This window comes from Ekhidna sp., from assembly GCF_965247405.1.
Lineage (GTDB): Bacteria > Bacteroidota > Bacteroidia > Cytophagales > Cyclobacteriaceae > Ekhidna.
Genome location: NZ_OZ252014.1, coordinates 486899 through 501142 on the forward strand (window position 1 = coordinate 486899; position 14244 = coordinate 501142).

The 14244-nt window shown below is 41.3% G+C and carries 12 protein-coding genes; 7 read left to right on the forward strand and 5 right to left on the reverse strand.

Going from position 1 to position 14244, the window contains the following annotated elements:
- Nucleotides 1-48: 48 nt before the first annotated feature.
- From ACP14Y_RS02070 to ACP14Y_RS02080, 3 genes are read right to left on the reverse strand one after another with little or no spacing between them, the layout of a single operon-like run.
- Nucleotides 49-2058 carry a DUF349 domain-containing protein gene (locus ACP14Y_RS02070; protein ID WP_424961313.1) on the reverse strand — a complete coding sequence of 670 codons (2010 nt, stop codon included), beginning with the start codon at nt 2056-2058 and terminating at the stop codon, nt 49-51.
- A gap of 50 nt (nt 2059-2108) precedes the next feature.
- Nucleotides 2109-2687, reverse strand: coding sequence for a YqgE/AlgH family protein (locus tag ACP14Y_RS02075; protein ID WP_424961314.1), 579 nt, complete (start codon nt 2685-2687; stop codon nt 2109-2111).
- On the reverse strand, nt 2687-3271 hold the full coding sequence (locus ACP14Y_RS02080; protein ID WP_424961315.1) for a tRNA-(ms[2]io[6]A)-hydroxylase: 585 nt from the start codon (nt 3269-3271) through the stop codon (nt 2687-2689). Before ACP14Y_RS02080 ends, ACP14Y_RS02075 begins: the two co-directional genes overlap by 1 nt.
- A 67-nt stretch (nt 3272-3338) precedes the next feature.
- Between ACP14Y_RS02080 and pdxH the strand changes: the two genes are divergently transcribed.
- From pdxH to ACP14Y_RS02095, 3 genes are read left to right on the forward strand one after another with little or no spacing between them, the layout of a single operon-like run.
- The gene (pdxH, locus tag ACP14Y_RS02085; RefSeq protein ID WP_424961316.1) at nt 3339-3983 is read left to right on the forward strand and encodes a pyridoxamine 5'-phosphate oxidase; all 645 of its coding nucleotides are present in this window, start codon (nt 3339-3341) and stop codon (nt 3981-3983) included.
- Complete coding sequence (locus ACP14Y_RS02090; RefSeq protein WP_424961317.1) at nt 3983-5176, forward strand: glycosyltransferase; 1194 nt, start codon at nt 3983-3985, stop codon at nt 5174-5176. Before pdxH ends, ACP14Y_RS02090 begins: the two co-directional genes overlap by 1 nt.
- Before the next feature lie 46 nt (nt 5177-5222).
- Nucleotides 5223-6176, forward strand: coding sequence for a hypothetical protein (locus ACP14Y_RS02095; protein ID WP_424961318.1), 954 nt, complete (start codon nt 5223-5225; stop codon nt 6174-6176).
- A 10-nt stretch (nt 6177-6186) separates the two neighbouring features.
- Here the strand turns inward: ACP14Y_RS02095 and ACP14Y_RS02100 are convergent, their stop codons facing one another.
- Nucleotides 6187-7428, reverse strand: a complete 1242-nt coding sequence (locus ACP14Y_RS02100) for a carbohydrate porin (RefSeq protein WP_424961319.1) — start codon at nt 7426-7428, stop codon at nt 6187-6189.
- 149 nt (nt 7429-7577) lie between these two features.
- On the opposite strand from ACP14Y_RS02100, the gene ACP14Y_RS02105 reads away from it, so the two are divergent.
- On the forward strand, nt 7578-8975 hold the full coding sequence (locus tag ACP14Y_RS02105) for a hypothetical protein (protein WP_424961320.1): 1398 nt from the start codon (nt 7578-7580) through the stop codon (nt 8973-8975).
- A 17-nt stretch (nt 8976-8992) separates the two neighbouring features.
- On the opposite strand, the gene bshB1 is transcribed toward ACP14Y_RS02105, so the two are convergent.
- Nucleotides 8993-9709: a bacillithiol biosynthesis deacetylase BshB1 gene (bshB1, locus tag ACP14Y_RS02110; RefSeq protein ID WP_424961321.1), complete on the reverse strand. Its 717-nt coding sequence runs from the start codon at nt 9707-9709 to the stop codon at nt 8993-8995.
- 117 nt (nt 9710-9826) lie between these two features.
- On the opposite strand from bshB1, the gene ACP14Y_RS02115 reads away from it, so the two are divergent.
- From ACP14Y_RS02115 to ACP14Y_RS02125, 3 genes are read left to right on the forward strand one after another with little or no spacing between them, the layout of a single operon-like run.
- Complete coding sequence (locus tag ACP14Y_RS02115) at nt 9827-11542, forward strand: amidohydrolase family protein (RefSeq protein ID WP_424961322.1); 1716 nt, start codon at nt 9827-9829, stop codon at nt 11540-11542.
- Between the two features lie 25 nt (nt 11543-11567).
- The gene (locus ACP14Y_RS02120) at nt 11568-12920 is read left to right on the forward strand and encodes an amidohydrolase family protein (protein ID WP_424961323.1); all 1353 of its coding nucleotides are present in this window, start codon (nt 11568-11570) and stop codon (nt 12918-12920) included.
- A 6-nt stretch (nt 12921-12926) separates the two neighbouring features.
- The gene (locus ACP14Y_RS02125; protein WP_424961324.1) at nt 12927-14219 is read left to right on the forward strand and encodes an amidohydrolase family protein; all 1293 of its coding nucleotides are present in this window, start codon (nt 12927-12929) and stop codon (nt 14217-14219) included.
- Nucleotides 14220-14244 lie beyond the last annotated feature (25 nt).

The window sequence follows — 14244 nt, forward strand, 5'->3', positions numbered from 1 at the left end:
AACGGTTTGCAAAAATAGCAGGGTCCGGCTATTTCACAAATCTATTTTTCAATTTTGTGCAGAAATTGCAGCAAGTTGTGACCTAAGGTCTTCCAACTCGCTTTCTGCCTTTTCTATCTTCTCCTGCATCTCTGCTTTCAGCTTGTCAGCTGTAGCTGAATCAGCGAAGAATTCCATGTTGGTATTCCAGGTGGCTATATCATTTTCGATAGTAGAAATCTTACGTTTAATAGAATGCTCTTTACGATGAAGCTTACGCTCACCACCGGGAGTATTCTTCAATCGACCCATCTGAATATGATTTCTTAAGTCCGTCCGGTCATCTTCGTGGATGCTTTTATTAGAAAGGATCTTCTCCTTCACCGAATCAAATCGATTCCTGATCTTCTTGATCGCATTTTTTGGCACAAATCCGATAGAAGTATAATTATCGACTAAATCATACAGTGTATCCAGATCGGGATCCTCCTTAGTTCCCTCCTGCTCCAATTGGTCACACACCTGCTGCTTCAGCTTAAGGTTGTCCTCATAAGCTTTGAATTGCTCTTGATTTTGCTCCCTTCTCCTGTTGAAGAAGTGGTCACAAGCAGTCTTGAATTTCTTGTAGGTTTCATTCCTTACCTTTTCTGGCACAGGCCCTACATCTTTCCACACTGTTTGCAAGTGTTTGAGCTTGTCTGCTGTTGAGTTCCAATCATCACTATCCTTTAGTGCCTCCGCCTTTTCAATCAACTCTTGCTTTTTCTGCAAATTCTCTTCTCGCTTCGATTCCAGCTCTTTGAAGAACTGATTCTTATTCGCAAAGAATCCCTTGAAAGATCCCCAGAATGCTTTATTAATCGCTTTTGCTTTTTCTCTTGGTACGCCACCTATGGCCTCCCATCTTTTCTGGATATCAAGGATTTCCTTGGTCTTACCATTCCACTCAGTGATACGATCGGAGGTGAATTTGATAAATCCTTCCACCTCATTTATCAGTTCCTGCTTTTTCACCAGGTTCTTTTCAAACTCCTCTTTCAGGTGTTCAAAATGCTCTTTTCGTTTCGCATAAATGGAGTCAGAGGCAGCTTTGAACCTCTGCCACAAAGGCTCCTGATTTTCCTTAGGTACGGGCCCAATGTGTTTATACTCTTCATGAAGGTCGTTTAACTGTATGATGGCCGTTTTTAAATCTTCCATCGATGCAAGCGCCTCAGCCTTTTCACAAAGCTCTTCTTTAAGCTTCATGTTCTTCTTACGATCCAGGTCTTTCAGCTCAAAGTAGATACTTCTGTTGTCGTAGTATCTATCAAGTAGCGCATTGTAATTTGCCCAAAGCGTCTTATTCATCGCTCCTGGAACCGGGCCTACCTTCTTCCATTCGGACTGCAGTTCCCGAACGCCGTTGATACTTTCAGCAGATTCTTCACCATCTACTATTTCGCGAAGCTGCTCAAGGATTCGCTCTTTTTTCTTGAGATTGTCTTCTTTCTGATTCTCAAGGTCTTTGTAATGCTTGTTTCGCTTGCTTTTTAGTTGACCATAGAGGGTTATGAATTCCTTATCCAGCTCATCACCATGGTACTCAAAGGCATCTGCCTCATTTCCATCAGTAACAAACTTCTGGAGGGCCTCATTCTTCGAGACTTCATATAGCTCATCAAATCGTGGTTTGATCGCTTTCAGTACCCGATCGAGGGACCGGATATTCTCTTCGTTTTTGATTTCACGGATTTTTGCTACCAGCTCCTCTTTGTCGGCGTGCTCAAAATCCAATTCTTCTTCCTCCTCATCATGAGAATCTTCTTCTTCAGATTCTGTATCTGAGGCTTCTTCCTTCTTCTCTTTCTCCGCTGGTTCTGGCTTTTCTTCCACCTGCTTTTCCTCAGCACGCGCCTCTTCCTGTGGCTGCTTATCTTCTACTTCTTCCTGAGGTTGCTCAGCCGCTACGTCACCATCCGTTTTCTCCTCTTCTACTTCAGGTTGATTTTCATCTCGTAATTCAGCTTGATTCTGAACTTCCTCAGGCGTTTCGTTTTTAGTTTCGTTTGAAACGTCCTGCAATTTCTCGTTATCCATTATTGGAACCGGTTACTATTTCTCTTATGACACAAAGCTAACCAAATACCCTAATTCAATCGGGGATCTTTTGGATAGTTAGATATGAGCCGGAATTTTCCACCCATGGTTTGTAGACACGCTTTCCATAGGTCTTGGTTGTCCCAGTCAAAAATCATTTCAGGCGTGGTATTTTTGAGCACGATCCAGGATTTGGCTCGCATTTCGTCCATGAGCTGACCTGAAGCCCATCCGGAATACCCTATAAAAAAACGAACATCCTCAGTCTGGATGGCTCGGGTGTTGGTCATTTCTGTTAGTTTGTTGAAGTCTCCACCCCAGTAAACGCCCTTTACTACCTCTCTTGAAGACTCAATGAGTTTGGGTTCTCGATGAATAAAATGAAGCGTGTCTTTTTCCACCGGACCTCCCATAAAAACCTTCCCAGGATAGTCTCCAACCTCATCCACGAGTTCACTAAGGGCAATATTAGCAGCCTTATTGAGTACAAATCCAAACGTCCCGTTCTCATCGTGTTCACAAAGAAACACCACTGTTCGGTCGAAATTGGGATCTGGCAAGTAGGGCTCAGAGATCAATAAATCTCCTTTTTGCGGTTCAACGATTTTATCTGATGAAAAAAAATCCATTAATGTAAAGCTGGTCTTATCGGGAGCTCATTCAAAATCACTCCTTCTTTTTGTTTCATTTCCTCCAATCTATTGTAAACCTCATCTTCTTCAAAATAATTGAGCGCCATTCTTACAAACACTTCACCGTGTCTGGCTTCTGATGCCCACAAGCGATGGTAAAACTGCTTTAGCTCACCATCTTCTAGTGCTTCATATACCAGCCTGAAGCGTTCAGCTCCACGTGTTTCAACCAAAGAAGCTAATAGCAATCGATCCATAAACCGCTCTTCTCTTCCATCTCTGCAAATTTTTAACAGCTTCTGAATGTACATGTCTTTGGGTATCTCATGATTCAATTGGATGCCTCGTTTTTCCATGATTTCATATACGTCTCTGAAGTGCTCTAGTTCTTCTACTGAAGTGTCGATTAACTCCGGTATGATCTCTGTCCTATTCGGATACTTGGCCACCAGGCTTAAGGCCATTCCTGAAGCCTTTCTTTCACAGTCCGCATGATCTTGCAGGAAGGCATCAAAATCATTCAATACAGTCTCCACCCATTCGTTTTTTGATTCTACTGTCAAGTCTATTCTAAACTTCATCGCATTTTGGTTTTAACCTTTTTACCTTCGCTATTGTTGAGTTTCAAAAGTAAATGGAAACCTGAACATGAGAGAAGACATTGCCTCTATCCGCAAAGAGTACACCCAGGCAAAACTGGATGAAGACACCATCCTGAAAGATCCTTTTGAGCAATTTGAAAAGTGGTTTAATGAGGCATTAAAAAGTGAAATAGTAGAACCAACTGCTATGGTGCTTTCTACCGTAAATCAAGACAGGCAACCATTTCAACGCACCGTTCTACTAAAGACATTCGGTACCGATGGATTTGTTTTCTATACCAACTATGAAAGCAGAAAATCCAGGCAAATCAACGAAAACCCTCAGGTTTCTGTCTTGTTTCCATGGTATTCACTGGAACGACAAGTGGCCATAACAGGGCGGGTCGAAAAGATTTCAACCAAACAGTCGTTGAAATACTTTCTCTCTCGACCGAAAGGAAGCCAGCTGGGTGCATGGGTGTCTAATCAAAGTGAAGTGATATCCTCGCGAAGTGTATTGGAGGCCAAATTAGAGCAGATGAAGAGGAAATTCAAAGAGGGAAAAATCCCCTTGCCTGATAATTGGGGGGGATACCGAATCATTCCCAACACCTTCGAATTTTGGCAGGGCCGCAAAAGCCGCTTGCATGATCGATTCTTTTTTGAACAGGATGAAAATGGATCCTGGAAATCAAACCGCCTGGCTCCCTGATGTCAACCTACCTGGAGCGATACGCCTGGCCACATGAGTGTTTCCCTGATTATCAGCCACCACAGGAACTTTCTTTGATTGTGGTCATTCCGTGTTTTAAAGAACCAGACTTAACAGGTGCGCTTGAATCCCTCAGCAGCTGCAACTACCCACCGGGTAAATTACTGGTTATTGTGGTGCTGAATGAGCCTGAAGAAGCATCCAATGAAATCAGAAAAGCCAATGAACAAACCATGCGGGATCTTCAGTCTTTTCAGTGTGACTATCCTGTTTTGGTGACCCAAAAGAAACTACCACAGAAAAAAGCCGGTGTGGGTCTGGCTCGAAAGATAGGCATGGATGAGGCGGTGCGTCTTTATAAAAAAGCAGGAAAGGATGGTCCGATTGTTTGCTACGATGCAGACTGTCGATGTGATGCCAATTACCTTGAAGAAATTGAAAAGGCCTATCAAAATCCGGAAACTCAATCTGGAATTATTTTTTACAAGCACAGCCTCCATCGGGAGAATCACCAAGCCATTGTGGACTATGAGCTTTATCTACGATATTACATTGATGCGCTACGATTTGCTCGTTTCCCTTACGCCCATCAGACATTAGGTTCCTGCATTACGGTTCGGTCTTCTATGTATGAAAAGGTTGGTGGAATGAATACCCGTAAAGCTGGAGAAGACTTTTACTTTCTTAATAAGACCATTCCTCATGGTGGATTTGTGGAGATCAATACCACCACCATTCGCCCCTCAGATCGGGTTTCTGATCGGGTTCCATTCGGGACCGGTAAAGCCGTCAATGACATCCTTAATGAAGATGAAAAATACCACGTCTATCACCCAAACACATTCGAGGACCTGAAGCTATTTTTTGATAAAGTAGATGGGTTCTGGAACGAAGAAGAGTGGAAAATACCCATGACGATCAAAACATTTTTAGGAGACAACTGGCAAGAGCAAATTGCTGATATAAAAAATCAGGTGAGTTCATTGGAACAGTTTCGAAAGCGCTTTTTTCATTGGTTTGATGCATTTAAAATCTTGAAGTTTGTCCATTTCTGCAGGGATGAATTTTACCAGAATGTGGAGCTGGAAGAGGCACTAGAGTGGCTCAGGCAAAAGCATTTTTTCCTGAAAGGAACCAAGGAATCTTTATTGATTCAGCTGAGATACTTGGATCGTCAAGTAACAAAAAAGTAATTATAAGCACTACTTTTGGTTTTCCTGTCATAAAACTGATCAATATATGTTTGATTTTTGGAATTCACTAGATGTAAAGATTCAGGCCGCATTAATTTCTGGACTCATTTCATTCACCTCTATCTTCTTGACAATAAAAGGTAAAATATGGTATGAAAAACTTTCGTTAAACTATCGACTTGACCAAGAATTTAAATTCGAACAAAGAAAGAAGCTTAAAGAAGACCTATCTAAGAATAAAATGCATCACATAAATGCAGTTGAATCTCTGTCTCACAGAATTTGGAATTTTGTTCAAAACATTGATAGAAAAAAACATTCTATTTCAGAAGGTGAATGGGGTGATAAAAATCAGTACTATATAAATAGCTTCATTTATAGGTTTTTAGAATTTCTCTATTGGACACTCAAAGTCGAAAAAGATGCAGTTAATATTGACACAACGAATGCTGATCCTCAAGACATAAAATTTTTAAAATACATAAAAACTTTTAAGGATATCTTCACTGATATTGACCTCTTCAAAAGTCTGAATTACAACCCAGATCACAATAAGAATCATTTTTTTAAGAATGATCTCGTTACCTACTCCAAATGGATAATTAATGATCGCGGTGAAGTAATGGATTTTGATGAATTTAAAAAAGTCCTTTTATCTAGTTATGACAAGATGAAAGTATTAATAGAATACTTTACAAATATTAAAAACTCTATTACTGACCCAAGCCTAAATGCACTTAGATGCTTCCATTTTCTTGCAATTGATTATCTAAATAAATATGGACATGACTATCAAAAAACTGATCAAGAAAAACTTGATAGAATAGTGAATCTGCATAGAAATAAAATTGCGATCAAGTCAGAATTTTTGGAGTTTATTAAAAAAAGTAAACTTGACAATGAAATAGATATATTGATTGATTCCAAACTTCCCAAAATAGGTGCAATAAGCAAAGGCACTATGCTTTTTAAAGCTTTCCCAATAAAGATTCATACTTAAAGAATTATCGTCAATATGAAAATGAAAGCTGAGCCAGCAGCGCAAACGAAAGCGCATTATTTAGCTCTAGTCGTGTTGATGGATTAATTACATATTGGACATCCGGCTGGAGTAAAAGCCATGAGGCAAGAGGTAATGAATACGTGAATTCGATTACTGTCTCAGTGGTTTCGTTACTATTTTGAATTTCCTGAAACGCTGATCCGTTGAATCCTAATGAAAATGCTAATCCGAAATTGTCATCAATGCTGGTGATTGGGTTACTCACCAACAAACCACCGGATAATGCTGATCCAAATCTGTTGAACTTGTTATTAGCTATTCCATATCTGGCAAATAGGGCTATAAAATCTTCATTCTCCCCTATCGGAAAATACTTTTGACTACCCAGGTATATGCCGAAGTTTCCGCTTGCAGGGTCTTGACCATTGATTTGCTCAAATTCACTGGTGTAGTACCACCCACCAATGTTGATTTTATCATTCTTATAGACCTCATGTTCACGACCTACTTTTCTTCTCCGAGTAACATACGATCGCTCGATGGTTTGACTCTCTTCACTAAAACCAGCACCAATATAAATGGACAATTCTCCTGCGATGAGTGCTCCTTCATCTGATCTCAGCTCAATTTCGTTGCTCTCCAGCCGGGCAGGATCACCAGGGACAGCATCTAATACAGCTATCCTTATCCTTGTTCGTCCACCAACGAAAGATGCCAGCCGAACCCCAAATGATGAAATAGGAAAAATAGATGGCCCATTCTGTCCACTTTGGGCGTACTCTGCTCCTATCCCGAATGAACTATTTATGAACAAGGTACCCGGTCTTAACACATCAAATTCGGAGTTTAAATCATATAGCCCAACCAACACAGAAATTCGATCATCAATGAAGTTTTGCTGAACCCAAAACTCAAACAATCGCCATGCCTTCACCGCTTCAATATTGCTGGCCACTTGAAAATCCCCCATAAGATCCGTTGCACGATCACCATTATTACCTAAACCATAGATAAAAAGAGAGAGATTATCTTTTAGTTTGAAAACCTGATCAAAATTGATTTTGGCAGTGATGTCTGCATTATCCATGTAGACAAAACCAGTCTCCAATCCTCCGGATGCATTGTACCAGGGAAGCGCCGAATAGACAGCTTCCAACTCAAGCCATTTCTTATCCTTTTCCACTTGAGCCACACTAAAATAAGACAATATTGAAAGGGCTAAATAAGAAAAGAACGATAAATAATTCACGAGCCAAACGTTGCTTTGAAGAAAGTTAGGTTAAATCAATCTAACACACCTATTTCCCAAATGTTTGATAGAAATTAATGTAAAGACATGGGTTGGAGATCAATGAAACAAAGCCTAATTTCAGGATAAATCTCTCTTAAACTACAAGTATGATCACGCGAATTATTCATTTCTTTTCTTTTACTCTCCTTACGCTATCTATCTTTTCCCAGTCACCCAAAGTTGAGGTTGAGCTACTCAAAGGCGATCAACCAAGATTTCTAAAATCATTTGCCAGTTCTCCATCAGCTAGAGAAACATTGAATGGAACCGGTCTGAATGTTGGAGCCATCATTGGTGGTTGGCACGCACAAGCGGTAGCCCAGTACAAAGATTATATCTATGTTGCTTTCAGTACAGGCGATAAAACAGGAGGAAAAATTCCCTCATCAAAAACCAGCTCTCTCGCTTCTAAGCTTTGGATTTATAACACTAAAACCAAGCAGGGAAAAATTAAAGAATTGGAGAAAGGCTATGCTCATCCCTGCTCCATCCAGATCACAGGTAAGTACCTAACGATTGCTATTGAAGCAGAATACGGCTTGAGCCAGGCTGCTCTGGGTACAAAGAGAGAATCAAAATCAATGGCCTTAATTTTTGATTTAGAAAAAGATCCCTATTGCTCGATTGAGGCGGCACGAGTGGTACAGGACAGTGTAAACTCTGGAGGTGCCGGACTTACATACAGCGATCAGATGAAATGCTGGTACTTACTAATGGATCAGGACGCTGAGAATGGAAGAGTGGTTATCTATAAAACTAAAGATCAAAATATCAATTCTTGGATTAAAGAACCAATTGCAAAATACAATCGATTTGGATCTGGGGCAGGCCTCAACCTGATCACCGCATCAGACAACTCTATCTGGGGTTTATATTATGATGTAACCGAAAACCTTCCAAATCTCTCAAAATGGGAGATTTCGGGTGATGAAATTTATTTATTCAAGCTTGTCGAACCGAATGGGACACCAGTGGCACAACGTGTGATTTACAGTCAAGTAGTAGAAATCGGTGCACCGAGAATTAAACAAGCCGGAGAACTTCTTGCGAACCGACCAGGAATGAGATTTGGAGCAAGTCTGAGAAACGAAAATGGAAAACTTGAAATCCTAACGTGCCAAAGGAATATGGATGATAAGTTTTTCATTAGTCGCACACCTCTTGTTTTGAAAGATCAAACCAAAGTGGCATTTGTCAATTTCGCTCGGACCAAAGGTGAAATAAAGTGTTCGTCTATTTCAAACAAAGCTCAAAGCTTTAGCTCTCAGAACCTTCAAATGGAATCGTGGAATAAAATACTGGATACTCCGGTAAAATGTGATATCAACTACCTGCCCGTAAGCGCCAGCAGTATTAAGAGTTTAAGCGTACCAAAATGGAAAGATGTGGCAGAATATGAATCGAATGCTCCATTGACGCTTATTTACTTAGAAGGAACGAACAAAATCACTGGGCAAATGCGTGAATTCTATCCAGCCAAGAAATCAGATAAGATGCTCAAATAAGGTTTTCTTAGCCTAAACTATACCAAATCAAACAAATCCCTTACCCCCATAAAGTGCTTCACCTTGAAGCCTTCGGCATACTCTACCCCGATGCGTTGACCCCACTCTCGTGCTCTTGATTCAAGCATGGTCATAAATCCTTCAGAACTTATGAAGGTTTCAGGTTCTTTACTTTTGGGATCATGAAACTGCGATTTAAACGCATTAATAGCAGCCCTTCTTTCCTCCATGACATTTGAAACATCTACAAGGAGGTCCGGTTCGTGTGCAGTGCTTTGTATGGAAAAGTAGAGCTTCTCCGGACGGTAAAAGTCTTGATTCGCTCCCTCCCATGTTGTTACTACCGCTTTTAGTCCGGCAATGAAACAAGACGTTTCTACCAATTGAGCACCACGCGTGTGGTCTGGATGACGATCATAAATAGAATTAGTAATAACAATGCGAGGTTGAAAACGCCTGATTTGTTCAGCAATCTTGATTTGATTCTCTTTATTATTCTCAAAAAACCCATCATCCAATCCCAGATTTTCACGCACAGAAAGCTTTAATATCTCTGCGGCATCTTTTGCTTCCCGGGCCCTAATTTCAGGTGTTCCTCTGGTTCCTAACTCCCCTTTTGTCAAGTCAAGAATACCTGTTTTATATCCCTGCATTTGATGCGTAAGAAGTGTACCTCCAAAAGAAAGCTCCACATCATCCGGGTGGGCAACTATGGCCAGTATATCAAGTTTCATGATCAGTCAATTTTCCGTATGCGACAAAGAAACACCATTCGTATAATATTGGTTTTCACTGATTAATAATTTCCTAACTTCCATGTCTATTTTAATTCAAACCTAAAGTAATAACCTATGCAAAAATGTGACAGCCTTATCAGGTCTGTCTGTATGCTATTTCTAATTGGGGTTATACCCTTGATTGGATTGGCCCAGGACAGTGACCTGAAGCCTGTAACCAATAAGTACGCAATTAAAAATGCAACTATTGTACAGGCACCAGGAAAAACCATCCAGAATGGTACGATCCTGATTGAAAACGGAATCATAAAAGCAGTAGGATCAAGCATAGCTGTCCCGGCAGATGCCTGGGTGGTAGATGCTGATTCAATGTATGTTTATGCCGGATTCATCAGCGGACTATCGAATATTGGCGTTGAAAAACCAAAAGAGGAGGATCAAAATGACGACCGGAAGCTTACCGGGAACCCTACTTATGAGCGAGCTGGCATCACTCCGGGCAAGTCTGCGCGAGAGATGCTTAAATCTAATGATAAATCCGTTGAAGATTTTCGAAAACTTGGATTCACTGCTTCTCATAGCGTACCTCACGATGGAATGCTACCGGGATCAGGAACAATTATTCTTCTTGGAGGAAAAGACAGTGAAAGCATGGTTGTGCGAGATCAGACTTCTATGTTTTCCCAGCTTTCGGGAGCTGGTGGAGTTTATCCAAACACGGTAATCGGAGTGATGGCTAAATACCGGGATCTTTACAGAAAGGCAAGTCAGGCTCGAGACTATGAAAGCAAATACAATAACAGTCCAAATGGAATGGAGCGTCCTGCTACGGATGCAACCCTCCAGGCACTTTACCCGGTAGTTTCAAAACAAATGACAGTTGCCTTTAAAGCCGAAGGAGTCAAAGATATCATGCGGGTAATTGCTCTTCAAAAAGATCTTGGATTCAAGATGATGCTCGGTGAGGTGAAACAAGGTTGGGATGCGATTCCAACAATCAAATCCACTGGTGCTCCAGTCTTTCTTTCGCTAGATCTTCCGGAATGGAAAGAAGAGGAGAAGAAAGAGGAAGAAGAAAAAGAAGATAGCGACGAAGAAAAGGAGGAAAAAGAACCGACCGAATCTGAACTGGAAGAAATGGCACTAAAGGAAAGACAAAATGCCATGATCAAAAACTATTATACACAGGCAGGTAAATTTCGAAGTAATGGAATCAAATTTGGTTTTTCCACTATGGAGGTGAAGTCCAAAGACTTTAAAACCAACCTCTTGAAAGTAATTGAAAACGGTCTTTCGGAAAATCATGCGCTCGCTGCTCTTACCACAGAGCCTGCAAGTATTCTTGGAGTTTCCAATTTGATGGGAACAATCGAGAGTGGTAAAATGGCCAACCTTATTGTTACAGATACAGCGTTCTTCACAAAAGATTCCAATGTACGATTCGTATTCGTAGATGGAGTAAAGTATGAGTACGAGGCGAAGAAAAAGAAAAAGAAAAAGAGTAACGGTGATGAGACGGTAGATGCTGCCGGAGTATGGAACTACACCACAGAGACACCACAAGGAAATGGCAGTGGAGTAATTACTATCAAGGGAACACCTGGTGATTATAGCGGAACAATTACAGTCAGCTTCAATGGAAGTACTAATGATATCGAAAACGTGACAGTCGATGGAAGCAATGTTTCTTTCTCTTTCAAACTAAACATGGGCGAAGAAATCACAGTCGACATTAGTATGGATATCGATGGCGACACATTTGAAGGCACCTTATCTGTTGCGGCTTTTGGAAGTTTCCCAATGGAAGGAACAAAATGTTGCAAACAGTAAGCAGAAGACTAAAAACAGAAAAAGAATGAAACGAATACAACTAATCATTGCGATATTCTGCTGTGTTACATTCGTAACAGCGCAGGAAAAAGGCAATGTGCTAATCAAAAACGGAACCGTTTTGACTGTTACGAATGGCACACTTGAAAACACGGATGTTCTCATTAGAGACGGCAAAGTCTCTAAAATTGGACAAGGATTAAGCGCTCCAAGTGGAGCAAAAACCATCGATGCAGATGGGATGTTTGTTATGCCAGGCATCATTGATGCCCACTCTCACCTGGCCCTGGACGCAGTGAATGAGGCAACTAATCCTGTTACTGCTGAAGTATGGGTTGGAGATGCGCTAGACCCATTAGATGTTGGGATTTATCAGGCATTAGCCGGTGGAGTTACCGCAGCTCACTCCATGCACGGATCAGCAAATGCCATAGGTGGTCAGTGCGAAACGGTGAAATTTCGCTATGGTGAGATCGATCCGGATAAAATGCGAATGGCAGGAGCTCCACGTACCATCAAGTTTGCGCTCGGTGAAAATCCAACGCGTGTGCATGGAAGTGGTAATGGCATCTTGCCAAGAACACGAATGGGTGTAGAACATGTCATTCGAAGCTCCTTTCAGGAAGCCAAAGAATACATGGAAGCTTGGAATGAGTACAACAAGAATAAAAACAATAAGCGATTCAAAGGAAAAGCACCTCAGTATGACCTGAGACTTGAGACGCTGGCTGATATTCTAAAAGGCAATATTATCATCCACTGCCACTCCTACAGAGCTGATGAAATCTACATGCTGATGCAGGTATGTAAAGATTTTGGAGTGGATAAATTGGTGTTTCAACACGTCAATGAGGGATTCAAAGTTGCTCCTGAACTAGCAAAATTTGGTGCAGGTGCCTCTGTGTTTGCAGACTGGTGGGCATACAAATTTGAAGTGTATTACAGCACTGCATATAATGCGGCTATTCTTACTAAAAATGGTGTAACGACTTCAATCAATTCAGATTCTGGTGAACTAATTCGTCACCTGTACCACGAGGCAGCAAAGTCTCAAAAATACGGAGGTCTTACAGACGATGAAGCACTTTCATTGATTACGATCAACCCTGCAAAGCAACTAGGCATTGATGACAGAGTGGGTTCTTTGGAAGAAGGGAAAGAAGGTGATGTGGCGATTTTTAAGAATCATCCTCTATCTATTTATGCAATTCCAACGGTAACGATCGTAGATGGTGTTGTGAGGTTCGATCGTGAAAACGATCCTGCTGACATGCGGATTTATCCTGATCCAGAAGAAAAAATCGATGTGACGTTTTGGGAAAAAGAAGATCACGATCGATGCATGCAGAACACCGAATTTTTATTCAATCTGAAATAAAAAATCATGAAAATATTCAAACATACACTAACACTGTTTCTGCTCATGATGGCATGTCTGGCATTTGCCCAGATTCCAAGTGCTGAGACAGGAACATTTGCATTAACCAATGCAAAAATTGAAACAATAACCAATGGAACCATTGAAAATGGAACCTTAGTGATTGCTGATGGAATGATCACCGACGTTGGATCCAGCGTTTCAGTTCCACAAGGAGCAAAAACCATCGACTGTACCGGAATGACTATTTATCCGGGAATGATCGATGGGGGAACACAAATCGGTTTGATTGAGGTGAGCTCTGATCCTAGGACCAGAGATAATAATGAGATTGGAGATGTGATTCCTCACATCCAGGCATTAACTGCTGTAAATCCGAGTTCTGTTATCCATCCAGTGACGCGGGTGAATGGAGTCACCACTGCACTAACCATGCCGTCCGGGGGACTGTTCCCGGGAACAGCTGCATTAATCAATCTGCATGGCTATACGCCAGATCAGATGTATGCAGGGTTTAAAGGAGTGGTTCTAAACTTCCCAGCAACTGGAAGAAGAGGAAGGTGGGACCGTCGATCTGATGACGACATCAAGAAAGCTGCAGAAAAAGCACTTAAGCAACTCAATGAAGTTTGGGAGAAAGCTATTCAGTATCATAAAATTGATTCTGCTACTGGAGGAAAAGATCAGCCTTATTATCCTGAAATGGAAGCAATGCTTCCGGTTGTCAGAGGTGAAATGAAGCTATTGGTCAATGTAAATTCATCAAAAGATATCACAGCTGCATTGGAGTGGATTGAAGAGAAAGGCGCAGATGCAATTTTATGCGGAGTTTCTGAAGGCTGGAGAGTAGCTGACAAGATTGCTGAAGCTGGTGTACCAGTGATTACGGGTCCGGTTTTAAGCAACCCAACACGTAGCTATGACAGATATGACCGACCATATGCCAATGCCGGAGCTATGCAAAAGGCCGGGGTAAAAGTGGCGATCAGAACCAATGAAGTGGAGAATGCAAGAAACCTCCCCTACCATGCAGGATTTGCCGCCACATATGGCATGGGCAAAGAGGAAGCACTTAAAGCAGTTACTATTGTTCCTGCAGAGATTTTTGGTGTGGCGGATAAATATGGGTCCCTGGAAAAAGGGAAAGTGGCTAACTTATTTTTGGCTACCGGTGATCCTTTCGAGACCAAGACACAAATCAACTATGTGTTTATCGATGGATGGAACATCCCTATGATCAGTAGGCATACGCAGCTTTATGAAGAATATCTGAATAGAGCTCCGGGTGTTGAGAAATAAGTAAATCATTGAATAAACCTGAAAG

Coding starts and splice junctions, on each gene's coding strand:
- ACP14Y_RS02070 (WP_424961313.1), bottom strand. CDS start 2,058: ATGGATAACGAGAAATTGCAGGACGTTTCAAACGAAACTAAAAACGAA.
- ACP14Y_RS02075 (WP_424961314.1), bottom strand. CDS start 2,687: ATGGATTTTTTTTCATCAGATAAAATCGTTGAACCGCAAAAAGGAGAT.
- ACP14Y_RS02080 (WP_424961315.1), bottom strand. CDS start 3,271: ATGAAGTTTAGAATAGACTTGACAGTAGAATCAAAAAACGAATGGGTG.
- pdxH (WP_424961316.1), top strand. CDS start 3,339: ATGAGAGAAGACATTGCCTCTATCCGCAAAGAGTACACCCAGGCAAAA.
- ACP14Y_RS02090 (WP_424961317.1), top strand. CDS start 3,983: ATGTCAACCTACCTGGAGCGATACGCCTGGCCACATGAGTGTTTCCCT.
- ACP14Y_RS02095 (WP_424961318.1), top strand. CDS start 5,223: ATGTTTGATTTTTGGAATTCACTAGATGTAAAGATTCAGGCCGCATTA.
- ACP14Y_RS02105 (WP_424961320.1), top strand. CDS start 7,578: ATGATCACGCGAATTATTCATTTCTTTTCTTTTACTCTCCTTACGCTA.
- bshB1 (WP_424961321.1), bottom strand. CDS start 9,709: ATGAAACTTGATATACTGGCCATAGTTGCCCACCCGGATGATGTGGAG.
- ACP14Y_RS02115 (WP_424961322.1), top strand. CDS start 9,827: ATGCAAAAATGTGACAGCCTTATCAGGTCTGTCTGTATGCTATTTCTA.
- ACP14Y_RS02120 (WP_424961323.1), top strand. CDS start 11,568: ATGAAACGAATACAACTAATCATTGCGATATTCTGCTGTGTTACATTC.
- ACP14Y_RS02125 (WP_424961324.1), top strand. CDS start 12,927: ATGAAAATATTCAAACATACACTAACACTGTTTCTGCTCATGATGGCA.